Raw genomic sequence first — 24,021 nt, forward strand, 5'->3', positions numbered from 1 at the left:
ACCTTAATTCTTGTTCTTGTGCTTTAGAACCGCATCAGCAATCGACAACGCGTCGCGTGTCATCGCCACATTATGTACGCGAAAAATCACCGCTCCCGCCAGCCTTAGAATGGCCGTTGTGGCCGCGGTTCCAACATCGCGCTCCTCCGCACCGTCCCTGCCGGTCAGCGCACCGATGAACCGCTTGCGGGAGGTGCCGGCCAGAATAGGCAATCCAAAGCCGCCAAGCTCATCGAAACGCGACATCAACGCAATGTTTTCGTCCGTATCCTTGGCAAAGCCAAAGCCCGGATCGAGCACGATCGCATTTCGCGCGATGGCGGCCTGCTGCGCAATCTCGAGCGATCGGTTAAGAAATGCGAACTGGTCTTCAACGACATCCGGCAGTTTCTCGCGATCGCGCCCCGTATGCATGATGCAGACACCGGCTTGCGTGGCCGCCACAACATTAGCCATATCAGGGTCTTTCTGAAGCCCGTAGACATCGTTGACGATGTGCGCGCCAGCCTCTATCGCCAGTCTTGCGGTCGATGCGCGGTAGGTATCGATGGAAAGCAGCGCGTCCGTCTCTTTCGCCAACCGTTCGATGACAGGTAGCACCCGGTCCTGCTCTTCCTGCTCGGTCACGGCGTCAGCGCCCGGACGGGTCGATTCACCGCCGATATCGATGATATGGGCGCCCTCTTTCACGCAGGCCAAGGCGTGCGCGAAGGCTTGGTCAGCGGCCAGAAATCGTCCGCCGTCGGAAAAAGAATCCGGCGTTGCGTTCACGATTGCCATGATAAGGCCATCCCCATCAAGTTTCAGGGATCGCCCATGCCCGACTTGCCACCCATTGTCACTGGCTGTTATCACCTAACTTCAAGCCTTTCCGGAATAACGGAGTGCATGCCATCAATACCGTTACCACTCCGTCCAGCGAACTGGACATCATCTGGCGTTCTATGCCGGAATCATTCTCCAAGTTCAACCGGAAGGCCGGGAAATGAAGAACCAGTCACACATGCTTCGTGCTGTTGTTTTCGGTGTCATGTTTTTGTCTGCGACACAGATCGCAAATTCCGCGGCGGTCGTCAGCAAGTCCTTCTCCTACTTCAAGATCGGTGGAAAAACCGCAGAGGATTTGGACCGCGAATTGTCCCGCCACGGGCCTTTGACAAAAGCGACGGGAGCCCGACATCCCGGTGCAACCGAGATCAAGTTCGGTGGCGAGTTAAGCTACGTCGAGAAGGGCACACTGTGCGCCGTCGGCTCAGTCAAGGTCACGCTGCACACCAAGATCCTTCTGCCGCGATGGACCAATCGTCGGCGCACCTCGGCGGACCTTGCTCTGATCTGGGACACACTGGCATCAGACATCAAGCGACACGAAGAACGACACGCCGAGATTGCCCGCACCTATGCGCGCTTGCTGGACCAGAAACTGCAGGCGCTTCAGCCGCAGCCAGATTGTGAGAAGATGCAGGCACTCGTCACGCAGACGACGCGGAGCGTGATGGAAGAGCACGACAAGGACCAACTTCGGTTTGATATCGTGGAATCGAAAAACTTCGACGCGCGCATGACACGATTATTGAAGCACAGAATTTCACAGGCAGCGCCTGATCGCTAGAATGTATGATGCAAAAAGCACTTATAGGTAAGTCTTAAAGCATTATCGCAACCGGGAAAACCGCGTTTCAGAGAATGAAATGATCGTTGATTTCTTGCTATGGATGCAACGATCCGACTCGGCCATTATCAGGCCAACACAGTTTCAATCTCCCCTTCATGGCTCCTCCGGCGCGTGCTGGGCACCAGGCATATATCTATATGCCTGAGAGTGATGCACCTACCTTGCCTCGCTTCTCCTGAGAACGGATGGCGAGGTTTTTTCTGTGGTAATGTCTGGCTATCAGCCCTGACGCTCTGGCACGTGAACGACAAGGCCATCAAGCGCATCGCTCATTTTGATCTGACAGGAAAGACGCGACGTCGGGCGAACGTCGAATGCAAAATCCAGCATATCTTCTTCCATCGGCTCTGGCGCGCCGACGCGCTCTGCCCAGGCATCATCAACATAGACGTGACAGGTGGCACACGCACATGCACCACCGCACTCGGCATCGATACCCGGTACGGAGTTGCGCATGGCGGTTTCCATCACGGTGGAGCCATTGCTGACGTCGAATTCATGCGACGTGCCGTCAAAAGCAACGATAGTCAGTTTGGTCATGTAGGGAATCCAGAACGAGTGTTTGAGAATGTTTCTAAACAAATAGAAAGGCCGGGTCCGCTTGGCAACCCGCGAATGTGGCTACCAATGCAAAACCGGCCTCAAAAAACCCGTCTCTAACCGTGATTAACGGCACAATTTCAAAATGAAGTTCTCTGCTTCAACGACGGAAACGGCCACTTTTGCCAAGGCGGCACTGTCCTTGCAGTCATTTTCAACGGCCTCAGCCGCAGCAGAGACACCGAAAGCACCCACCGCATCCGCCGAACCTTTGAGACGATGCGCAATGGCTTTGATCTGATCTTCATCGGCTGTCGCGAGATCGTGCAGCAAAGTCCGTGCATTGCGGGTAAACAACTGGAGAATCTCGATCTCCAGATCCTTGTCGCCCATCGTCTGACGGGACAGATGCGCGAAATCAATTGGCTTGCTCTTGGCGGGCGTGGCGGGCACGCCATTATCTGGACCTTCAAATGCAATATTTAGCACTGCCATCTTGTAGAATCCCTATTTTGGATCAGTTTCTTGTTTTGAGGCACACATGTTCCGGAGTTAAGCAGGCTAAGGCTCCCAAGAGCTTAAATTGCGGCGCGCGTGCGGTGAAAATCTTTCCCTATGGTTAATTTATGTTAAACATATACGGAACAAGGTGTTCAGCGCGCTGGCGAGGTTTAAAAACTGTTAACAAACCGCCACTTGGCCAAGTGCGGGATGCTGCGTTAATTGTTTCAAAGCCGCAAATGTGTCACTACGATACTGCTGTGATCCACAACCTCAGTTCGGGTTTTGTGAATCCGGCATATGAATGTAGTTTACCCGGGAGCTTGGGGAACAGCTCTCAGAAATTAGTAAGACACGAGGCACTATATACCGGCTGGTATCGTGTCTCGAGGCGTGATGGCGGAAACCCGTAGCGGGCGGCAAACGGGTCAACGGCATGAGGCCGGGCGTATAGTAACGAGGCGTAACCGCATGGCGAATAACAAGATTAGCGACTCGATTGACGAGACTGCATTTCAGGCATTGGAAGATGCCTTGCAGCTTGGCGCATACGAAAATCAGCCGGAGCCTCGGAAAAAGTCCGCTCCAAAGCCTGCGGAGCGCAAAGTGCAAGAACCAACAAGAGCAGCAGAACGCCCCAATCCCCGCGCTGCAGAAGTCCCGCAGCAGCCACGACCTGTGCCTGAGCAGGCAGCACCGAGATCACCATCTCTGGAAGCGGCCAATGATGGCTCGAAACGCAGCCCGGCCATGATCCTGAAGTCGCTCGATGCTGGCTCTATCGCAGGGGCATTGCGCAACGCTTCTATAGTTTCCGTATTTTGGGCCGTCGCTGGAGTAGGCCTTGCAAATGTTATCTATGGCAACCTGATCTGGAATGTCGGTTCTCTGGCAGAACTGCTGGCTGTTCCCGGTGTCATGGCAATCTTCATTGGCATCATCGTGCCAATCATGCTGTTTTTCGCTTTCGCAATCATGATGGCTCGCGCCAAGGATCTTCGCAACGCAGCGCGCTCCATGGCTGAAGTGGCATTGCGCCTTTCTGAGCCTGAAACGGTTGCATCAGACCGCATCATGTCCGTCGGTCAGGCCGTCCGCCGCGAAGTATCCGCGATGAATGACGGCATTGAGCGCACTATTGCCCGTGCGACCGAGCTTGAAACGCTCGTTCATTCCGAGGTCAATGCGCTTGAGCGTAGCTATGCCGATAATGAATTGCGTGTTCGCAGCCTCGTTCAGGAACTGAGCGCAGAGCGCGACGCCATTATCAATCACGCGGAACGCATCCGCACCTCCATCGTCGGCGCGCAGGATCAGATCAAGGAAGAACTCTCCATCGTTGGAGAAGAGCTTTCCATGCGTCTCGCGACCAGCGGCGAAGCCTTTGCCTCGATGATCGACACGCGGTCTGCCGCCCTTCTGGAAAAATCGCGCATTTCTTCAGAAGCGATGGGCAGCCTCATCGCCGCCAAGACGGACAACCTTCTCAAGGCTCTGAACACGTCAGGCGCATCCATTTCCAACGAATTCGATCTGCGCCTGCACGATCTCAGCACGACGCTGGATGAGCGCGGCCGCCTGCTTCTGGACCAGTTCGCAACCCAGGCTTCCACCCTGAGCAGCGGAACGGAAAACCTCAATAAGTCGCTCGAAGAACGCACGCGTCTTCTCAATGATATCCTGTCCAAGCGCACTCTGGAAATCGGCCAGAACATCGAGCGCGGCCAGGAAATCATCGGCGGTTCGCTCGACAACGTTCTCGATAAGCTCTCGGAAACGCTGGAACAGAAGGGCCTGTCCTTCCGCCAGAGCCTGCAGAGTTCGACCGACGATGCCATCATGGATCTGGATCTGCGCTCCGGCCTGTTCGAGGAAAAGCTGCAGACAACTGTTGGCCTCGTCAACTCAGCCTTCGATGAGCACGTTGCCGAATTCGCCACTGCATTCGATCAGCGCGCTGGCAGTCTCGATAGCAAGTTGATGGAAAGCCTCGCCCGGATCAATGAAACGGTTTCCGGCGGCACTGAGTCCATCGATGGCGTACTGAACTCGGGTATCGATCGCCTCAACACCACCCTCACCGACCAGTCATTCGCTCTCGCCACCACACTTGGCACCGGCCAGGAAATGCTGGAAAGCTCGTTCGAAGGCCACACTCGTGAACTGAGCGACGCAATCGGCAAGCGCACGGCTGAAATCACCGGCGCATTCAACACAACACATGAGCAGATCGATACTGTTCTGGCCGAACGCAGCGCCGCCCTGTTCGGTGCGCTTTCCGCCAGCCAGGATCGTTTCGACACTGCCCTTGCCAGCCGCACCGAAGCCATCACGGGTTCTGTATCCGGCACGGCGCAACATCTTGCAGCCCTTCTGGAAGAGCGCGCTGCAGCCATCAACAACATCGTGGCCGATGTCGAACGCCGTCTGGCCGAGACCCTCGACAGCCGTGCAGCAGCCATCACTGGTGCCGTTTCTGGTGTCGAAGAGCGCCTGGCAGATACGCTCGACGTGCGCACCGCAGCCATCCAGCAGGCTGTTGCGGGCGTTGAAGACCGCATCGCGGACACGCTCGAAAGCCGTACCGCCGCCCTCGCCCATGTTGTGTCCGGCGCCGAAGAGCGGATCGCGGATGCTCTCGACAGCCGCACGATGGCGCTCGACATGGCGTTTTCGACCGCCGAAGAGCGCCTGTCCGAGACATTGGATAGCCGCACCACCACATTGACAAGCGCGGTTTCGGGCGTCGAAACCCGCATCGCGGAAACGATTGATAGCCGTACAGCAGCTCTGAGCAACGTCGTAGCCGGTGTCGAAGACCGCATCGCAGACGCACTCGACAGCCGCACCATGGCGCTCGATATGGCGTTTTCCACTGCCGAAGAACGCTTGTCCGAGACATTGGATAGCCGTACAGTCGCATTGACCGGCGCAGTTTCGGGCGTCGAGACACGCATTGCAGAAACACTTGATAGCCGCACGGCAGCTCTCAGCAGCGTCGTATCAGGTGTTGAAGACCGCATCGCGGACGCTCTCGACAGCCGCACCATAGCGCTCGATATGGCGTTCTCCACAGCCGAAGAGCGTCTGTCTGAAACATTGGACAGCCGGACCAACGCGCTGAATTCTGCGGTCGCTGGCGCAGAAGAACGCATTGCCGATACGCTTGACAGCCGTACCATGGCAATCGACATGGCGTTTTCGGGTGCCGAGGAGCGCATCGCAGAATCTCTCGACATCAGAACTGCGGCGCTGAACACGATCGTGTCCGGCGTTGAAAGCAGAATTTCCAATACGATTCAGACCGGAACAACCGCACTTTCCAACGCCGTCACAGGCGTGGAAGATCGCATCGCTGAAACGCTCGATAGCCGCACAGCCGCCTTGAGCAGCGTTGTCGCCGGTGTTGAAGAACGGATTGCCGACACGCTCGACAGCCGAACCATGGCGATCGACATGGCATTCTCCGGCGCGCAAGAGCGCCTTGCAGAGACACTGGATGCGCGCACGACGTCGCTGTCCGGCATTGTCTCCGGTATGGAAACTCGCATCGCCGACACGCTTGACGGCCGCACCGCTGCCTTGTCCAGCGTCGTATCTGGTGTCGAGGAGCGCCTTGCCGATACGTTGGATAGCCGCACAATGGCTATCGATATGGCATTTTCTGGTGCGGAAGAGCGTATCGCGGCCTCTCTCGATAGCCGCACTGCCGCTTTGAACACCGTCGTTTCCACTGCTGAAGAGCGCATCGCCGATACCCTCGATAGCCGGGCGATGTCCTTCGATATGGCATTTTCTGGCGCCGAGGAGCGTATCGCAGCCTCTCTCGATAGCCGCACTGCCGCTTTGAACACCGTCGTTTCCAGCGCTGAAGAGCGCATTGCAGATACGCTCGACAGCCGGGCGATGTCCTTCGATATGGCATTCTCGAGTGCAGAAGAGCGGCTTGCCGAAACCCTTGATGCCCGCGCATCTTCTCTCAGCAGCGTTGTTGCTGGCGTCGAAGGACGCATCGCCGACACGCTGGAAAGCCGCACAACTGCGCTTGCAAACGCAGTATCCGGCGTCGAGGACCGCATTGCCGACGCACTCGACAGCCGTGCTATGGCAATCGACATGGCGATTTCAGGTGCGGAAGAGCGCATCACGGAAACGCTCGATAATCGCACCGAGACCCTCACCCGGTCTGTCGCAAATGCGGAACAGCGTCTTTCGTCTACAGCTTCTACCATCGAGGAAGCGCTTTCCGTCGGACATCTTCGTCTGGACACCATGCTTGGCATCCAGGCCGATGCGATCACCAGAACGGTGGAGCGCAACAGTGGGCTGATCGAGGAAACCGTTGGATCAGCGGCAACGCGGATCGAAACCGCAGTAGAAGGCGGCGTCGGCCGATTTGCGGGCACCATGGAAACCGGCGTTTCCCGCATCGAGAACAACCTTGTTTCATCGCACGACTTGCTGCGCGGCACACTCGACCAGCATCACTCCGCACTCAGCGAAACGCTTGGCTCTGCGCGGGAGCGCATCAGCGACCTGCTATCCGAGCAGTCCATGTCGATTGGCACAACAATCGCATCGAGCGCAAGCATGCTGGAAATGTCGCTTGAGAACCAGCAGGAGGCCATTCAGCGCACGATAGACGCCAGTGGCGCGACGCTTGAAGAGCGCATGCGCAACAGTGCGGGTGCCGTCGTCGAAAAAATCGATGAAGCCACCAGAGAAATTGGTGGCGCGGCTGACGCCCTCACCGCCCGCGTCGAGGAAACCGTCGGTCAAGTCGCCGTTCGTCTGGATCAGACCGGTGCGCGCCTCGAAAGCAACATCGACAGCTTGCAGACCCGTATCCAGACCGATCTCGGTAACGTCAATGCAACAATCGAAGATGCCGGTCGCAAGATTTCCGAAACGTTTGACGGTAAAACCGCAGAGCTTGTACGCTCAAGCGACGACGCAACACAGCGCATAGCAGGCGTTTTGGACACCGGGGCAGCCCGCATTGACGAGCGCCTCGGCACCATGGACCGCGCCCTGAATATCGGCCTCGATAATGTCAACCGCACCATCGAAGGCAAGGCGACCAACCTCGCTGTCAGCCTGCGCGATGCTGTTGTGAATGCTACTGAGACAATGGGTAGCGAAGCCCTTCGCTCGACAGAATTGCTGGCGAAAACAGGCAATGAATTTGCCGATCAGATTAAATCGCGCAACGATGAATTCGCACGCGCCATCGAGCAGCGTTCCGATGAAATCGTTGGCCGCATGTCTGATGCTCAGGTTCGCATGTCGGGTCAGGCAGTCGCTGTGGCCCAGACCTTCTCCGAAGCTGGCAATGCCATCGTCAACAAGGTTGCAGAAGCTGAAGCCATTGTTCGCACACAGGTCGGCGCCATCTCCGAGACTTTGGCGGGCGTGGAAAGCTCTCTCGATGCACGTGGGGAATCCATCCGCTCGACACTCGATTCGCGAACACGTGAACTCAACTCCATGCTTGCCAGCCGCTCCGCCGAGCTGTCGCGCCTCATCGAAGAGAAGGCCAAGCCTATCGTCAATGAGTTCTCGACAATCGGTAACAATGCGGCTGAAAAGATCGTGACCGCCGCACAGCAGAGCGCGAACCTTCTGGTCGAAAGCAACAGCGGTATGGCTCAACTGGTCGAGCAGGCCATTGATGACTATTCCAAGGCCAGCAGCGATGCGGCAAACCGCTTGGTTGCCGCTACTCGTCAGAGCACGACGATGCTGACAGAAACGCATTCCGGCATGACGAATGTCGTGACGGGCGCAGTTGATAACCTCAACGTTGCCGTTGCGCGCGCCTCTCAGGAATTCAAGGCGGCGGATCAGTCGCTCAGCACAGCGACCTCCAGCTTCTCGGATTCCGCTTCACGTGCCGCCGATATGGTGTCCAGCTCCAGCCGCCTGCTGGAAGGAAAGATCGACCGCCTCTCCAACATTTCGGGCCAGACTCTTACGCAGGTTGCAGGGATCGTCGATCGCTTCGAGGAACATTCATCCGTTCTGTCGCAGGCCTCGGAGCTCCTCAACGCTGCACAGACAAGTCTGGTCGGCACTCTGGAGGAACGTCAGGAGGCCCTGCGGACACTGTCTGTTGGCTTGCTGACCCGTTCGGAAGAAATCGAAAACTCGATGCGCGACGTCATGGGCGTCGTTGAACAGACCCTCGCACAGGCTGAACAGCGTTCTGCCAACGTGGCAGGCAATCTGCGAAACAACCTCAGCACCTCATTCGATGACATTGGCCGCTCGCTCGACGAGACTGAACAGCGGGCAAAGTCTGCAGCCGAGAACATGCGCGGCGCACTTCAGTCTGCGGGCGAAGATGCAAGCCGCTCTATCGAAGGCACAATGGCTGAAGCCCAGAAATATTCTGACGCTTTGGTGACCCGTCTTCGCGGTGGCGTTGCAGCGTCCCTGTCCGACGTGGACAAGCTGCTCGGAAACGCAACTGACAAATCCAACGCTGCGGCTGAATCGATGCGCGAAACACTGCGTGAAGCGGTGGAAGAAGCGGTTCAGCGCTTTGCTGGTGCCACGGACGAGATCCGTCGCTCGAGCCTCGATATTCGGACTGAACTGGATTCGACTCGTGCCGAACTGAAGCGTGGTGCCTTCGACCTGCCAGAAGAAGCCAAGGAAAGCGCTGCCGCCATGCGCCGCGCCGTATCCGAGCAGATCAAGGCGCTGCAGGACATTTCGCAGCTGGTCGGTCGCTCGACGCAACAGCTTGAAATTTCCGAGCCCGCTGCGCGTGCGATTGCCGCAACAAAGACGGTCGCACCCGCCCAGCCACAGCAGCCACGCGTAGAACAACGGCGCCCAGAGGCCCCAACACTGTCTTCACCCGTCATATCTCGCCCTGCGCTTCAGCAACCGGTTGCACAGCAGCCACGTCCAAGCGCGCCAGCTGAAGCCCGCGCCGTACCGCAGCAGCCAAGCATTTCTTCTGCGCCAGTTCAACGCCGGGAAGATGGCGGCGGCTGGATCAGCGATCTGCTGCGTGGCGCCTCCCGTGATGGTCAGGATGGCCAGGCACAGCCTGCACCCGCCCCGCGTCAACAGGCAGAGCCTCAGACAAGAGCTGCAGATGTGAGAAACCCACGCCACGTGGTCGAATCCCTCAACTCTCTGTCGGTGGATATTGCCCGCGCCATCGACCATGATGCTTCTGTTGAATTGTGGGGCCGCTATCAGCGCGGTGAACGCGACGTATTCACACGCCGCCTCTACACTCTGAAGGGCCAGCAGACCTTCGACGAGATCAAGCGCAAATACGAGCGTGAGGTGGAATTCCGCACCGCAGTGGACCGCTACATTTCCGATTTCGAAAAATTGCTGGCTGATGTCGCACGCACAGACCGCGACCGCACAATCACGCAGTCATACCTCACCTCCGATACCGGCAAGGTCTATACGATGCTTGCCCATGCGGCGGGTCGCTTTAGCTGAGCCGCTGACATATGAAATCACCAAGCCCTTCCGGTTCGTCCGGAGGGGCTTTTTCTTTTGGCGCTTCATACCGTCTTGAAGAAATTTGCTCAGGGTTTTATATTGTCTCTGCGAGGACGACCTCGGCCATGGTGGTGATAGCAGTCGGGACGGCCCGGAAAAATACGGGAGTTATCGATGCGCACGATCAAGGATCGTATCCGTCACGCCCTCAGCTTCGAAATCATCGGCCTAATCCTCATGATACCGCTCGGCGCTATCGTCTTCAGCATGCCCGCGGAAGATATCGGCGTGGTCGGCGTGGTCAGCGCCACGATCGCAACGGCTTGGAACTATATCTACAATCTAGGTTTCGACCATGCCATGCAGCGCGTGAAGGGCACGACACAGAAAACCACGCTTATTCGCGTTGTGCACTCCGTCTTGTTTGAGCTCGGCCTGCTGATTGTCCTCATGCCATTTATTGCATGGTACCTCGGGATCAGCCTGCTGCACGCGCTGGTGATGGACATATCCTTCGCGCTTTTCTACGTCGTCTACGCCTTCGTCTTCAACTGGTGCTACGACAGGCTCTTTCCGCTCCCAGAATGGAATACAGCCTCCTCTGCAGAGCAGATCTAAGTGCTATCAGAACACCAATAGAAAACGCCGCGTACAGCTTCTGTACGCGGCGTTTTCTTTTCGAGCTGGCTGACACAAGAGCAGTACGAGTGAAGGACACTCCGACCGGCTTCTCTGCCTTTTACAGTGACTTGAGCGTCCAGGCGACGATGTCGCGCGTTGCACCAGCGAACGCGCTGTCGATACCCTTGACCAGATTGGCGTTGCCGGAACCGTTGATACGCGCGCTTGAGCGGAACACTTCCTGCGACCGCACAGTGCCGTTCTTATCGTTCAGCAACTTCACCGAAATCTCGATATTGGCGACGTTTTTCGTCGTATCGACTTCGAATGCGCGAATATCCGTCACGACCTGATAGTCGATAGCGAGGCCCTGGCCAGGACGACCGACGCCGCCGAGTTTGCCGGTGTCTTCGAACGCTTCAACAAGCTTCGACTGCACCATGCGCGGCAAGCGGTCACTCCACTGCGATCCCGCGAGATACTGCATCTCGGAGCCGGATAGACGCACAACTATGTTCTCGCTATCCAATGCCTTCAACGCGGTCGGATCCGCGATCAGCAACTGCCTTGAGCGCAGTGTAGGACCTTGCGTAACGGACGTAGACGTCACGGAAAGATCGAATGTGTCATTCTTTGCACCGCCACCGCAGCCTGCCAGCAAAGCTGCAAGCATAGGCACCACGACGACCGCTTTGCTGCCCGACCGGTAGGACGTCTGTCCGCGCATCAACGAAATTTTCAAAGTCGTACCTCCCGTCAACGCCTTGTCCGGCCGTCATATTGTTTTACGTTTTCGCCACCGAAAATCAGTCGCTGCGGATCGCGATCGAAATTCGAAATGGTGTTATTCAGATTGTCGACGGTCTGGCGAGTGCTGCCAATCAGCGCCTGGAAATCCTTCAAGCCGGAACCGGAGAAGCGCGCGAGATTGTCTGCAATCGGCCCGATACGTGCGTTGAGATTATCGGCAACGGCCTTGAACGATGCCAATGTCTCACGAGCCTTAGAGAATAGCGAATTGGCATCATCGGTTCCCAGTAGTCCGTCAACTTTCGCCAAAATTCCATCAACGCGGCTGGAAGCGAGGTTCAGTTTGCGCGACATATCGGTGAAATCAGCAATGGCCTGATCGATATCCGGACGGCGCGTGCCGACGTCATCTGCAATCTGGCGGAATGTCGACATCGCTTGACGCGCATCTGCAGTGGCCGTGGAAACGTCATCGACCACATTGCCAACCTTTGACGGGTCAACTGAGGCCAGCAGCTCGTCAGCCCTCTTCACCACAACCTGAACCTCGGAACTGGCCTGCTCGAAGTTGCGCGACGTGCGCTGCACCGTTTCCATCACGTCCTGAATGCCGCCAGATGAGGCCGCCACGTCCGACGTTACCTTATCGACGTTCGTCAGAATCGAGTCGATCTTCTGCGAATCGACAGCCTTCACAAGGTCTTCAACCGCTGTGAGTGTGCTGTCGAGACGCACGGAAACCGACTGAACTGTGGTGGACAGGGAACTCAGGCTGGAAATAAAATTCTCGATACCATCGGAATTGGACGCCAGCGCATTGGAGAACTTCTCCGCATTGCGCACGGTCTGTGTCAAAGGTCCGCGCGCATCCTGCACGAAGCCCTGCAACTCACCGATAGCGCCATCTGCGCGGCGCAGGATCTTGTCTGCCGTTGCCAAAAGGTTCGTCACGCTGGAAAGGTCAGCCGTCAGTTCTGCAGGCACGCCGGTGTCGAACGACTTCTGCAGGATACGCTCTTCATTGTTGCGACCACCTGATAGTTCGATATAGGCAGCGCCCGTCAAGCCCTGAATTTCAAGCACGGCGCGGGTGGATGGAAACACGGGCGCATCGGCCTGCACTTCCGTAAATGCGATTGAATAGGCCGGATCGTCGCGGTCAATCGAAAGGCCACGCACTGTGCCCACGGGAATACCGTTGAAGCGAACCGGCGAACCGACGGACAGGCCGTTGGCAGAGCCCGGAATACGGATCGTCAATTGTGCAGTTGGACCACCGCGACCGAATTCCGCCATCCAATACACGAAGCCGAAGGCGGCTGCGATGATGATCAGCGTGAAAATTCCGACGATGGTGTAATTTGCCTTGGTTTCCATGGCTATCCGTCACTCCCCGGAATGTGTTGCGTGCCGTCGGGAAGAACAACGGCGCGTGCCCGCTTTCCGCGGAAATATGATTGAACCCAAGGATCGTCGCTTTCGAACATTTCCTCAAGTGTACCTTCTACAGCAACCTTTTTATCGCCAAGAACGGCAATGCGGTCGCAGACCGAGAACAGACTGTCCAGGTCGTGGGTGACCATATAGACGGTCAAGCCCAGAGAATCGCGCAGACGCGCAATCAGCATATCGAATTCCGCTGCACCGATAGGATCAAGTCCAGAGGTCGGCTCATCCAAAAACACCAGATCGGGATCCAGGGACAGAGCGCGCGCCAATGCAGCGCGCTTAATCATGCCACCCGAAAGCTCTGACGGGTATTTGTCAGCGGCATCAGGTGCCAAACCGACCATCTCGATCTTGATGGCGGCAAGCTCATCCATCAGTTGCTGCGGCAGATCCAGATATTCGCGCATAGGCAACTGAATGTTTTCTTTCACGGTCAAACCGGAAAACAACGCGCCCTGCTGGAAGAGGACACCCAGACGCGTGTCGAGCCCCATGCGCTCTTCTTCCGTTGCCTTGTCGTAATCCGTTCCAAGTATCTTGATGGTTCCGCCCTGACGCGGAAGAAGCCGCAACACGGCCCGCATCAGCACGGATTTACCGGCACCGGAAGGCCCAATGAACCCAAGAATTTCTCCGCGGTAAACATCGAGATCCAGGTTATCGAGAACAACTTTGTCGCCAAACGCAACGGTGACGCCCTCGACTGAGAGGATCACTTCCCGGTCTGTTTTTTTCTTTTCGGTTTTCAATGCCTGCTCTTGCACAGCCTCTCCCTCAAAAATCGATGGCTGCGTAGAAGATGGCGAAGACGCCATCCACCAGGATTACAACGAAAATGGATTTAACCACGGAAGATGTCACGTGCTGGCCGAGAGACTCGGCACTTCCGCCAACCTTCATGCCTTCCACCGCCGCAACAATGCCGATGATGAGCGCCATGAATGGCGCTTTGATCATGCCGGAAGCAATTGTCGAAGCCTCCACGGCAGAATGCAGGCGAGATACGAACACTTCGAAGGTGATGCCGGAATAAAGCAGCGAAACGACGGCTGCGCCGAACAGCGCGGCGAAGTTGGCGATGATCGTCAACAGCGGCAGCGCAATCGTCAGCGCCACCAGCCTTGGAAAGACCAACACACCCACCGGGTTAAGCCCGATGACTTTCAGCGCATCGATTTCCTCGCGCATTTTCATCGAGCCGATTTCAGCCGTAATCGCGCTACCGGAGCGGCCCGCAATCATGATGGCGGTCAAAAGCACGCCGATTTCACGCAATTGCAGAATGCCGACGAGATCGACCACGAAAACTTCGGCGCCGAAATATCTCAGCTGGAACGCTCCCTGCTGCGCGATGATCGCGCCAATCAGGAATGACATCAAAAGGATGATCGGAACAGCGCGAACGCCCATGTGATCGATCTGGTTGACGATGGCTGCAGGAGAAACCCCGCGCCCGCGCCCCAGCTTCATCTGCGCACCGCGCACGGCTGAACCGAGAATATACATGCCCGCCAGAAAGTCGGCACCAGCCTGCACAACGTTCTTGCCGATAGGATCGAATATGCGCTGAACGACACCGATCTTGTTATTGTTCTTTGGCGGCAGTGGTGCCTGGTCCGGCAGACCTGCAATAATCGCTTCGAAGCGCTCATTGCCCTCAAATGCGACCTCTGTACCGGACTTGTCCATCCGGTTGCGCAGTCGGCGGAGCAGCCACGCACCCGTGGTGTCGATGTCCTCGACGCCAGAAAGGTCAATCGTTACAGGTCCGGATGGTTTTGAAGTCTCGATCTTCTCAATGTCTGCCAGAACGGGCGAGACATTGGCGTTGCGCCAGGAACCGCTCAGAACATAGCGCGCAGCGCCACGATCCGCGTTGTCATCCGCTACGATCGCTGCCGGTTGCGCCTTTTGCTGTGCCTCAAGTTCTTGCATCTTGCTCCAAGCGAATGCAGCCTATTAATAAATGAGTAACGACTCATATCCATTGACGGATCACCAAGCCACAGGGATCACGTCAGATTCCGATCATTTGTTGTTGGCAACCGGGTTTTACATCAGACGAAAGGTTAAATTCGATGAGCCGTTACCTTGAAGCCACAGCGCAGGCCTTTCCCGTCGCCGGAAGTTTCACCATTTCTCGCGGAAGTCGGACAGAAGTGGTGGTCGTGGCGTGTACCATCACGGAAAACGGCTTCATTGGACGGGGCGAATGTGTTCCTTACGCCCGCTACGGCGAATCAGTCGAGGGTGTCCTTGCCGGTATAAGCGCCGTGTCAGATGCGATCTCGAGCGGCATCGACAGGATGGAACTCCAGCGCCTCATGAAGCCAGGTGCCGCCCGCAATGCGGTGGATTGCGCCTTATGGGATCTCGAAGCAAAACAATCCGGCAAGTCCGTTTCCACGTCGCTGCTTTCCGTAGAGCCGCAAGCCATTATCACAGCGTTTACGATATCGCTGGGCAATGCGGACACGATGGCGGCCAAGGCAGCGGAGAATGCATCGCGCCCGCTTCTGAAAATCAAGACCGGAACAGAGGATGACGCCTCGCGCCTTCGCGCCGTCAGGGCAGCGGCTCCCCACGCACGCATCATCGTCGATGCAAATGAGGGGTGGACCGAACTCAATATTGAGTACCATCTTGCCGTCGCAGAGGAATTGGACATCGCGCTCATCGAGCAGCCATTGCCTGTCGGAAAGGATTCTATTCTTTCGCGCATCAAGCGCCGGGTGCCTATCTGTGCGGATGAAAGTGTCCACCACACGGCGGATCTCGCCTCCTTAAGAGATCGATATGACGCCATAAACATCAAGCTCGACAAGACAGGTGGCCTGACGGAAGCACTCGCCATGAAGAAAGAGGCCGAACGGCTCGGCTACACCGTCATGGTCGGCTGCATGCTGGGCACCTCGCTCGGTATGGCGCCTGCCCTCATGCTTGCTCAGGACACGGCCTTTGCCGATCTCGACGGTCCGCTCCTGCTGGCGCGGGATCGTGTTCCGGGCCTTCGCTATGAAGGATCACTCGTTTTCCCGCCACAGCCGGAGCTCTGGGGCTGAACATCACGCTGCCCGCTGGCCGATCAGCCCAGCAATATTGACAGGCTCCAATTCGCGCACCGCCGTTTCGAGCTGGTCGTCGGACTTCATCCACGTAATCAGCTCAAAGGTGCCGTCGGCATTCTCGGCAACGGCGGTGCAGCTCTCCACCCAGTCGCCGGTGTTGATATAGCGGATACCGTCTATGTCCTCCATAACGGCGTGGTGGATATGACCACAGATGACACCATCAACATTGTTGCGGCGGGCCTCATCTGCCACCACACGCTGAAACTCGCCAATGAAGTTGACCGCATGCTTTACCTGAAGCTTGGCCCAGGCGGAGAAGGACCAGTAAGGCAGGCCGATGCGACGGCGCACGGCCGCGAGCAGAACGTTGATGGCAATTGCCGCGTCATAGGCCCAATCGCCCAGATAAGCTAACAGACGGGCGTTGCGAACCACCACGTCGAACTCATCGCCGTGGATGACGAGGTACTTCTTGCCGTCAGCCGCTTCGTAGATCATTCGCTCGGCAACTTCTATTCCGCCGAAATGCGTGCCTGGAAACTCCCGGAGAAATTCATCGTGGTTTCCCGGAATATAGACGATGCGCGTACCCTTGCGAGCCTTGCGCAGCAGCTTCTGCACCACATCGTTGCAGCCCTGCGGCCAGTACCAGTTGCGGCGCAGGCGCCAGCCATCAATGATATCACCAACAAGGATTATCGTGTCAGCCTCGTGATGGCGCAGGAAATCCAGAAGGAAATCTGTCTTGGCCGCCTTGGAGCCAAGATGCACATCTGAGATGAAAAGCGTTCTGAACTGCCTGGCTTCGGTTTGCGCGGCCATGGAATTGTTCCCTCTGTCTCGGCAACTTTCTCCCTCTGCAAAACCAGACTCGTGTTTCAGCAAGATGACAAAGCGCCATTTCCGTTGATCGACGTGCTTTTTACGCAACTTCGAATGTACGGATTTTGCGCAGTCCAGATGAAATAAACGGCTGTACGCACTGTCTGATTGTTGTATGCAAAGGCCTCCCAGAAACTTGAAATAAAGCGGTGATAGAATGAGTTCTCAGGACACGGGCAAGACGCAAGACAAGAACCCCAATGCGGATCTGGAAGAACAGGCGCTTTTCTATCACCGTTATCCTCGCCCCGGAAAACTCGAAATCCAGGCATCCAAGCCGCTTGGCAACCAGCGTGATCTGGCTCTGGCCTATTCTCCGGGCGTTGCTGCGCCTTGCCTGGCCATTCACGAAAACCCTGAAATGGCTGCCGAATATACGGCACGCGCCAATCTGGTTGCTGTGATCTCCAACGGCACGGCGGTGTTGGGCCTTGGCAATATCGGTCCACTGGCCTCCAAGCCAGTCATGGAAGGCAAGGCCGTCCTGTTCAAGAAATTCGCAGGCATCGACGTTTTCGATATCGAAATCGACGCACCCGGCGTCAATGACATGGTGTCGACCATTTCGGCGCTCGAGCCCACCTTCGGCGGCATCAACCTAGAAGACATCAAGGCACCGGAGTGTTTCGAAGTAGAGCGCCAGCTTCGCGCCAAGATGAATATTCCCGTCTTCCACGATGATCAGCACGGCACAGCCATCATCGTTGCGGCTGCCGTGACGAACGCGCTAGAACTGGCTGGCAAATCAATAGGTGACGTTAAGATCGTTGCATCGGGCGCGGGTGCCGCAGCCCTCGCCTGCCTCAACCTGCTGGTCGTGCTAGGCGCAAAGCGCGAAAACATCTGGGTGCACGACATTGAAGGCCTCGTCTATGAGGGCCGCAACACCTTGATGGATGAGTGGAAAGAGATCTACGCGCAGAAGACCGACAAGCGCGTCCTGAACGAAACCATTGATGGCGCCGATGTGTTTCTCGGCCTGTCTGCCGCTGGCGTTCTGAAGCCGGAGCTTCTGGCCCGCATGGCTGAAAAGCCTCTCATTCTGGCACTCGCCAATCCTAACCCTGAGATCATGCCGGAACTGGCACGCAGCGCGCGCCCGGATGCGATGATCTGCACAGGTCGTTCCGACTTCCCGAACCAGGTCAACAACGTCCTCTGCTTCCCATACATCTTCAGAGGTGCACTGGATTGCGGCGCGACGACGATCAATGAAGAAATGAAGATGGCTGCCGTTCACGCGATTGCGGAACTGGCGCGTGAGGAAGTTTCAGAAGTCGCCGCGAAAGCCTATAGCGACGAGACGCCAATCTTCGGCCCGAACTATCTCATCCCCTCGCCTTTTGACCCGCGCCTCATCCTGCGCATCGCTCCTGCGGTGGCACGCGCTGCTGCGGCAAGCGGCGTAGCGGCACGTCCTATCACCGACTTCGACGCCTATCTCGATCAGCTGAACCGCTTTGTCTGGCGCTCCGGCTTCATCATGAAGCCAATTTTCAATCTGGCGAAGACGGCAGAAAAGAAGCGCATCATTTTCGCAGAAGGTGAAGATGAACGCGTTCTGCGCGCCGCACAGGTGCTGCTGGAAGAAGGCACAGGCGTCCCTATCCTCATCGGCCGTCCGCAAATCATCGAGGCGCGCCTGAAGCGTTTCGGCCTTCGTATTCGCCCGAACGCAGACTTTGCCGTGGTCAATCCGGAAGACGATCCACGTTACCGTGACTATGTGGATGACTACTTTGCGCTGGTCGGTCGTGCCGGCATCAACCCGGAAGCGGCGCGCACGATTGTTCGTACCAACAGCACCGTCATCGGCGCTCTCTCGGTCAAGCGTGGCGAAGCGGATGCCCTGATATGCGGTCTCGAAGGTCGCTTCGACCGCCATTTGAAGGATGTGAACCAGATCATCGGCAAGAGCGAGGGTGCCCACACATTTGGCGGCCTCAGCCTGCTCATTACACAGCAAGGCGCGATCTTCCTCACCGACACCTTCGTGAATTACGAACCGGCGGCTGAAGATCTGGCGGAGCTTGCAATCCTTGCGGCCAAGGAGATCAAACGTTTCGGCATCACGCCAAAGATCGCTCTCGTCAGCCATTCAAACTTCGGATCTCGCGATTCTGAAAGCGCACGCAAAATGCGCCGTGCCTTGCAAATGGTGCGCAGCGCCGCGCCAGAACTTGAGATCGATGGCGAAATGCAGGGCGGTTCAGCACTTTCGGAATCGCTGCGCAAGCGCGCAATGCCCAACAGCTCCCTCTCCGGGGAGGCAAATTTGCTGGTCTTCCCGAACCTCGATTCGGCCAACATCACCCTCGGTGTTGTCAGGACGATGACCGAAGGCCTGCACGTTGGGCCAATCCTGCTGGGCTCGGCACTTCCCGTTCACATCCTGTCACCAACGGTGACATCGCGTGGCGTTGTCAATATGGCAGCGCTGGCTGCGGTGCAGGCTTCCCACCCTTCGGTGTAATCGGGGGTTAACATAATTTTGAACACGGCCTTGCCGCTTTGCGGTGGAGCCTTATGTTATCCTGAACTAAAGCACGTCATCCGCATCCTGCGGGTGACGATTACAGGATATGACCTGCACCATGGCAGGACAGGAAACGGACGGACCATTGATCCCGCGCCGACACCGCATGATCGGCACACTTGCCTTGCTCCTGCTGGCTGCGCCCGCAACGGTGCAAGCAAGCGATGTGTGCGAGACGCTTCGCTCGCAGCTGGAACAGCAGCCAAGGCAGACCTTTGGCAACACTGCTGAAGTACGGCGGATCGCCAATGCGCTGGCCCAACAGAACATTCTGATCCGCCGCATCAAAAATGACATGCGAGGCTATGGCTGCACGTCCGGCAGCATTGTCACCTATGGCAATCCCAATGCTGAGCTATGTGGCGAGATTGGCTATGCGCTGGAGCAGGCAGAAGCCGAACGGGACATGATCGCGCAAGATCGCGACCGTATGCTTGCCGAGCGGCGGAGCGAAAACGCGCAAGGCGCGAGAGACCGCATTCTGGCCGCGCTCAATGCTCAGGGATGCTACGACGAACAGCCGTCCTATAGCGCCACGGATCCATCTGAAAATCCCGACATGCAAGAGCCCATTGGCGGCTATGGCGCGGCAGATAATCAGGACTACGCACCAACGCCCGATATGCCGATGCAAGGAGGCTTGAGGACGCTCTGCGTTCGCACCTGCGATGGCGCGTTCTTCCCGATTTCATCGGATGCGACACCGCTCGATTTCAAAGATCAGGCGGCGCAATGCGAAAGAATGTGCCCGGGCACACAGACCGAGCTTTTTTATCATGAGCTTCAGGGCCAGGAGAGCGCGGATATGGTTTCTGCCAAAACCGGCCAGCCCTATGCTTCCATGCCAACTGCATTCGCTTATCGAAACAGCACCACGGCCAATCGTTCCCCCTCCTGCAGCTGCAATATGACCGCCAATGGCGACCCGATGAAGAAGCAGGATGGCAAGGAAAGCGGCCCGCAATCGACGCCTGCGCAAAGCTCTGCCAGCATCACCACCATCCCGTCACCAAAAGGTGACACGGCGTCAAAACCAGCGGGGACCAAACCGGTCGAAAAGGCTGAGCCGATCCCTGATCGTGATTATGACCCTGCCAAAAACAAGGTGCGAATCGTCGGACCCCAGTTCATGCAGGAAGAAGCCAGCCGCATCGACCTTAAGAACCCGGCTCTTCAAGGCGCGCAACCGCAGCAGCAGTAAGTGGCAGCGCCCTGCCCTTACCTCTGGCCCCATCGGTCCTGAAAGACGAGATCTTCAAGCGGAAGCCTTTGCCGCCAACCCTTCACCGCAAGTTCCGGCTCAGTGTACAGTTCATCAACCCGACCAAGACAGAGCCATGCGACGATTTCGATGTGATCCGGGATCGTGAGAATCTCGCGAATATCGGCATCGTGAAAGATGCTGACCCAGCCCACGCCAACACCCTCTGCTCGCGCAGCAAGCCATAGGTTCTGTACGGCGCAGACGGTGGAGTACACATCCATGCGTGGATTGTGGGTCCGGCCCAAAACAACGTCACCACCCCGCGTAGGATCGCAAGTCACACAGATGGAAAGCGGGGCTTTGCGAATGCCCTCAAGCTTGAGGCTGCGGTAAAGATCCTGCTTCTCCCCGGCAAACATCGCTGCCGCTTCCGCATTGGCGCGGGAGAAGGCCTCAAAGGCTCGCTGGCGCGTTGCGAGGCTCGTCACCAGTGTGAAGTTCCAAGGCTGCATGAAGCCGACTGAGGGTGCGGCATGGGCAGCGGCAAGTAATTTCGCTACGAGATCATCCGGCAGCGGCTCTGGCAGGAACTGATCGCGAACGTCGCGCCTGGTTTCAATCGCACGGTATACCGCCGCCTTGTCGATGTCTGAAAATGCCTGTGCCTTTTGCACCGCATGTTGAAAATCATCATCCTGCATCGTCAATCCCCAACATTACAGGGCTTATGCCGCTTATCAATAAAAGGCGCAAGCAGGCACTGCTTTTCCCGGATTGGTCGGAACCGCGACCCTGCCTATCGCATTCTAGACGAAAAGGAGAATGCAGATGGATTGCTACACGGAATTGCGCCAACAGATCGGCCAGGACCTAGACACACTCAAAACCTCCGAGGGTCCAAAGTCGATTTTCGAGCTGGCAGACGCTTATCTTCTGGCCGACGCAGACCTCACACGGCAGGTGGTGGAAGACATTATCAAACAGGAAGCCGACAAGCGGTCCATTGAAATTCACTGATCGCAACCAGATATCTAGGCGGGGATGGGCTGATAATTGGAGAGTATGCGGGTGATGTCATAACTGAGAATTCGCTCATCCTTATGTGTATCAGCGTCGTTCTCGCCATTCTCGCGAGTATCATTCTCGCCTCGCGCCATCGCGACAAACTCATCATCAAAATCGCAACGACCGCTCTTTCCAAGAGCGATGACGCGACACCTCTCGACAGACACTGGACGGATATACAGCGCGGACAGAGCCGAGGAAATGCACTGTCGCTGATCCAGTCCAACATGGCCGCTTTTGCAGCACGGGTAAACTCAGCGCGCGCGGCAGGCCGAAGCCTCGATCTCATGTATTATATGTGGAATGCCGATCTCACCGGTCAGCTCATGATGCGTGAGGTTATAGCCGCAGCAGATCGTGGTGTTCGGGTCCGGTTGTTGCTGGATGATCTTGGCGTGTCTATTTCAGACCGCGCTTTCCAAGCCATAGATAGCCACCCCAATATCGAGCTCAGGCTCTTCAATCCAACAAAGGCTCGGGAAAATGTGTTCCGCCGAGGATTGGAAATGGTGCTGCGGTTTCGCAGCGTCAACCGGCGCATGCACAACAAGGCGTGGATTGCCGATGGCCGAATTCTGATCGTCGGTGGTCGCAATATTGGTGATGCCTATTTCGATGCTGCGGAACAGGCCAACTTCCGCGACTTCGACGTCATAGCGCGTGGTGACTGCATCTCCGATGCGGAGGAGATTTTCGACGATTACTGGAACAGCGCCGTTTCCGTACCCGTCCGGTCACTTCTTGCCCGCCGCCCTTCCAAGCTCGCCAAGCTCAGACGCAAAATGGACATGCTGGCGTCAGGCGCTGCCGCTCGCCCCTATCTGGCGAAAGTTGAAAGCCAGCATCATTCCGGCAGTTTTTTGATGTCCGACAGTTTGCACTGGGTCGACAATGCCAAGGTGGTAGCCGATCCGCCGGAAAAGGCCGCCGGCAAGCGCCGCAGCGGCCACAACTTTCTGATGGAAACGCTTCTGCCTGTCATGGAAGACACGGCACAGCAATTGAATATCACATCGCCCTATTTTATCCCCGGGCAGAAGGGCGTTGAAACCTTCTCTCGCCTCTCCGCCTCCGGCGCATCCGTTTGCATCCTGACAAATTCCCTGGCAGCAACAGATGTGGCAGCGGTTCACGCTGGATATTCCCGGTATCGCAGGCCGCTGCTCATCAACGGTATCAAAATCCACGAGCTGCGCTCGCTGGCAGACCAGAACAAGTCCTTCTCCCTGCGCGGCTCAGGCCAGGCAAGCCTTCATACCAAGGCGTTTACACGCGACAGTGAAATCGGCTTCATCGGCTCGCTCAACTTCGACCCGCGGTCCATGTCGCTCAACACAGAAATGGGAATGCTGTTTTCCTCTCCTGAGCTCGTCGAAGAGATGGACGTGATTTTCAAAGAAGAAACCAGCCGCCAAATGAGCTTCGAACTAACCTTGAACGAGCGCAGAAATGTCACTTGGACGGGCATGGTGAAGGGTGTTCCTAAACGCTACCGCCGTGAGCCCTATGCCAGTTTCAGCCGCCGCCTGCTGGTCGGCGTTATGGGGCTTCTGCCGCTCGAATCTCAACTTTGAACAAAAGATGTAAGGTGAACTGATCGATTTTCCTTCTCAGGCATTTCAGCTCTATGGAAGTTCAGGAGAAATTGATGTTCATCGCGCCGCCCGACCCCAAAACGAGCATTAAAATAGCGGAAATGTACCGCAGTGCCGAAAGCACTCACGGTTACCTGCCCAATATGTATCGCGCTTTTGGCCACCGTCCGGAAGTCATGGAAAGCTGGAGTGCGCTTCTCTCAAGCCTGCGAGGAAACATTGAACCACGCAGATATGAACTTGTGACGCTGGCCGCAGCACGAGAACTGAAATCATCCTACTGCATGCTGGCGCACGCCTCTGTGCTGGCGACAGAGGGGCTGGGCGCTGAGGAGCTCGCAAGCATCGTAGACAACGCAGAAAACGCGCCGCTGAATGAACAGGAGCGCGCAATCATGTTCTTTGCAACAAAAGTCGTGCGTGATGCGACTTTGATCACGCAAGCTGACATTGACGCCTTAAAAACCCATGCGCTGACCGACGCCGAAATTTTCGACATCGTGGCAGCAACGGCTGCGAGATGCTTTTTCTCTAAAACGCTTGATGCCTTGGGCACATCGCCGGATCAGGCCTATGTCGATAAGCTTGGGCCAGAGCTTTCTGAAAAGCTTGCGCTCGGGCGTCCGATTGAACGAGACGCCTGAGCCATTTAGCTTACG

18 protein-coding genes are annotated in these 24,021 nt (G+C 56.8%); 9 read left to right on the forward strand and 9 right to left on the reverse strand.

Annotation, left to right across the window (positions count from 1 at the left end; translation table 11 throughout):
- Positions 1 to 3 precede the first annotated feature (3 nt).
- Positions 4 to 780, reverse strand: a complete 777-nt coding sequence (gene folP / locus RQI55_RS05625) for a dihydropteroate synthase (RefSeq protein ID WP_082249964.1) — start codon at positions 778 to 780, stop codon at positions 4 to 6.
- A 205-nt stretch (positions 781 to 985) separates the two neighbouring features.
- Between folP and RQI55_RS05630 the strand changes: the two genes are divergently transcribed.
- Positions 986 to 1,612 carry a DUF922 domain-containing Zn-dependent protease gene (locus RQI55_RS05630; RefSeq protein WP_409233687.1) on the forward strand — a complete coding sequence of 209 codons (627 nt, stop codon included), beginning with the start codon at positions 986 to 988 and terminating at the stop codon, positions 1,610 to 1,612.
- 282 nt (positions 1,613 to 1,894) lie between these two features.
- Here RQI55_RS05630 and RQI55_RS05635 read toward each other — a convergent pair whose 3' ends face one another.
- Together RQI55_RS05635 and RQI55_RS05640 are read right to left on the reverse strand one after the other, a co-directional pair.
- Positions 1,895 to 2,215 carry a 2Fe-2S iron-sulfur cluster-binding protein gene (locus RQI55_RS05635; protein WP_042619581.1) on the reverse strand — a complete coding sequence of 107 codons (321 nt, stop codon included), beginning with the start codon at positions 2,213 to 2,215 and terminating at the stop codon, positions 1,895 to 1,897.
- Between the two features lie 126 nt (positions 2,216 to 2,341).
- Positions 2,342 to 2,710 (reverse strand): Hpt domain-containing protein, encoded by a 369-nt coding sequence (locus RQI55_RS05640; protein WP_243256107.1) that lies wholly within the window; start codon positions 2,708 to 2,710, stop codon positions 2,342 to 2,344.
- 477 nt (positions 2,711 to 3,187) lie between these two features.
- On the opposite strand from RQI55_RS05640, the gene RQI55_RS05645 reads away from it, so the two are divergent.
- Together RQI55_RS05645 and RQI55_RS05650 are read left to right on the forward strand one after the other, a co-directional pair.
- Complete coding sequence (locus RQI55_RS05645) at positions 3,188 to 10,186, forward strand: hypothetical protein (protein WP_243256108.1); 6,999 nt, start codon at positions 3,188 to 3,190, stop codon at positions 10,184 to 10,186.
- Positions 10,187 to 10,363: 177 nt separating this feature from the next.
- Positions 10,364 to 10,807: a PACE efflux transporter gene (locus RQI55_RS05650; RefSeq protein ID WP_042619584.1), complete on the forward strand. Its 444-nt coding sequence runs from the start codon at positions 10,364 to 10,366 to the stop codon at positions 10,805 to 10,807.
- Between the two features lie 121 nt (positions 10,808 to 10,928).
- Here the strand turns inward: RQI55_RS05650 and RQI55_RS05655 are convergent, their stop codons facing one another.
- Genes RQI55_RS05655 through RQI55_RS05670 form a run of 4 tightly spaced genes read right to left on the reverse strand, consistent with a single transcriptional unit; the run spans position 10,929 to position 14,944 of the window.
- Positions 10,929 to 11,537 (reverse strand): ABC-type transport auxiliary lipoprotein family protein, encoded by a 609-nt coding sequence (locus tag RQI55_RS05655; RefSeq protein ID WP_243256964.1) that lies wholly within the window; start codon positions 11,535 to 11,537, stop codon positions 10,929 to 10,931.
- Between the two features lie 29 nt (positions 11,538 to 11,566).
- The gene (locus tag RQI55_RS05660; protein WP_243256109.1) at positions 11,567 to 12,937 is read right to left on the reverse strand and encodes an MlaD family protein; all 1,371 of its coding nucleotides are present in this window, start codon (positions 12,935 to 12,937) and stop codon (positions 11,567 to 11,569) included.
- A 2-nt stretch (positions 12,938 to 12,939) separates the two neighbouring features.
- Positions 12,940 to 13,773 carry an ABC transporter ATP-binding protein gene (locus tag RQI55_RS05665; RefSeq protein ID WP_409233688.1) on the reverse strand — a complete coding sequence of 278 codons (834 nt, stop codon included), beginning with the start codon at positions 13,771 to 13,773 and terminating at the stop codon, positions 12,940 to 12,942.
- Positions 13,774 to 13,783: 10 nt separating this feature from the next.
- Complete coding sequence (locus RQI55_RS05670; RefSeq protein WP_243256111.1) at positions 13,784 to 14,944, reverse strand: ABC transporter permease; 1,161 nt, start codon at positions 14,942 to 14,944, stop codon at positions 13,784 to 13,786.
- Between the two features lie 143 nt (positions 14,945 to 15,087).
- On the opposite strand from RQI55_RS05670, the gene dgcA reads away from it, so the two are divergent.
- On the forward strand, positions 15,088 to 16,071 hold the full coding sequence (gene dgcA, locus RQI55_RS05675) for an N-acetyl-D-Glu racemase DgcA (protein ID WP_243256112.1): 984 nt from the start codon (positions 15,088 to 15,090) through the stop codon (positions 16,069 to 16,071).
- Positions 16,072 to 16,074: 3 nt separating this feature from the next.
- Here the strand turns inward: dgcA and RQI55_RS05680 are convergent, their stop codons facing one another.
- Positions 16,075 to 16,902 (reverse strand): UDP-2,3-diacylglucosamine diphosphatase, encoded by an 828-nt coding sequence (locus tag RQI55_RS05680; RefSeq protein ID WP_243256113.1) that lies wholly within the window; start codon positions 16,900 to 16,902, stop codon positions 16,075 to 16,077.
- A 217-nt stretch (positions 16,903 to 17,119) separates the two neighbouring features.
- On the opposite strand from RQI55_RS05680, the gene RQI55_RS05685 reads away from it, so the two are divergent.
- Positions 17,120 to 19,435: an NADP-dependent malic enzyme gene (locus tag RQI55_RS05685; protein ID WP_042619591.1), complete on the forward strand. Its 2,316-nt coding sequence runs from the start codon at positions 17,120 to 17,122 to the stop codon at positions 19,433 to 19,435.
- A 121-nt stretch (positions 19,436 to 19,556) separates the two neighbouring features.
- A complete protein-coding gene (locus RQI55_RS05690; RefSeq protein ID WP_243256114.1) occupies positions 19,557 to 20,699 on the forward strand; it encodes a DUF2865 domain-containing protein in 1,143 nt (380 codons plus the stop codon).
- Between the two features lie 17 nt (positions 20,700 to 20,716).
- On the opposite strand, the gene bluB is transcribed toward RQI55_RS05690, so the two are convergent.
- Positions 20,717 to 21,403, reverse strand: coding sequence for a 5,6-dimethylbenzimidazole synthase (gene bluB, locus RQI55_RS05695; protein ID WP_243256115.1), 687 nt, complete (start codon positions 21,401 to 21,403; stop codon positions 20,717 to 20,719).
- Between the two features lie 127 nt (positions 21,404 to 21,530).
- On the opposite strand from bluB, the gene RQI55_RS05700 reads away from it, so the two are divergent.
- The 3 genes from RQI55_RS05700 to RQI55_RS05710 all read left to right on the forward strand — a co-directional run bounded on the left by RQI55_RS05700 (position 21,531) and on the right by RQI55_RS05710 (position 24,006).
- On the forward strand, positions 21,531 to 21,719 hold the full coding sequence (locus tag RQI55_RS05700; protein ID WP_243256116.1) for a hypothetical protein: 189 nt from the start codon (positions 21,531 to 21,533) through the stop codon (positions 21,717 to 21,719).
- Positions 21,720 to 21,802: 83 nt separating this feature from the next.
- A complete protein-coding gene (locus RQI55_RS05705) occupies positions 21,803 to 23,341 on the forward strand; it encodes a phospholipase D family protein (RefSeq protein WP_311272076.1) in 1,539 nt (512 codons plus the stop codon).
- A 71-nt stretch (positions 23,342 to 23,412) separates the two neighbouring features.
- The gene (locus RQI55_RS05710) at positions 23,413 to 24,006 is read left to right on the forward strand and encodes a carboxymuconolactone decarboxylase family protein (RefSeq protein ID WP_409233698.1); all 594 of its coding nucleotides are present in this window, start codon (positions 23,413 to 23,415) and stop codon (positions 24,004 to 24,006) included.
- The last annotated feature ends 15 nt before the right edge of the window (positions 24,007 to 24,021 follow it).

Source organism: Rhizobium sp. WCS2018Hpa-16, from assembly GCF_031843705.1.
GTDB lineage: Bacteria > Pseudomonadota > Alphaproteobacteria > Rhizobiales > Rhizobiaceae > Agrobacterium > Agrobacterium tumefaciens_C.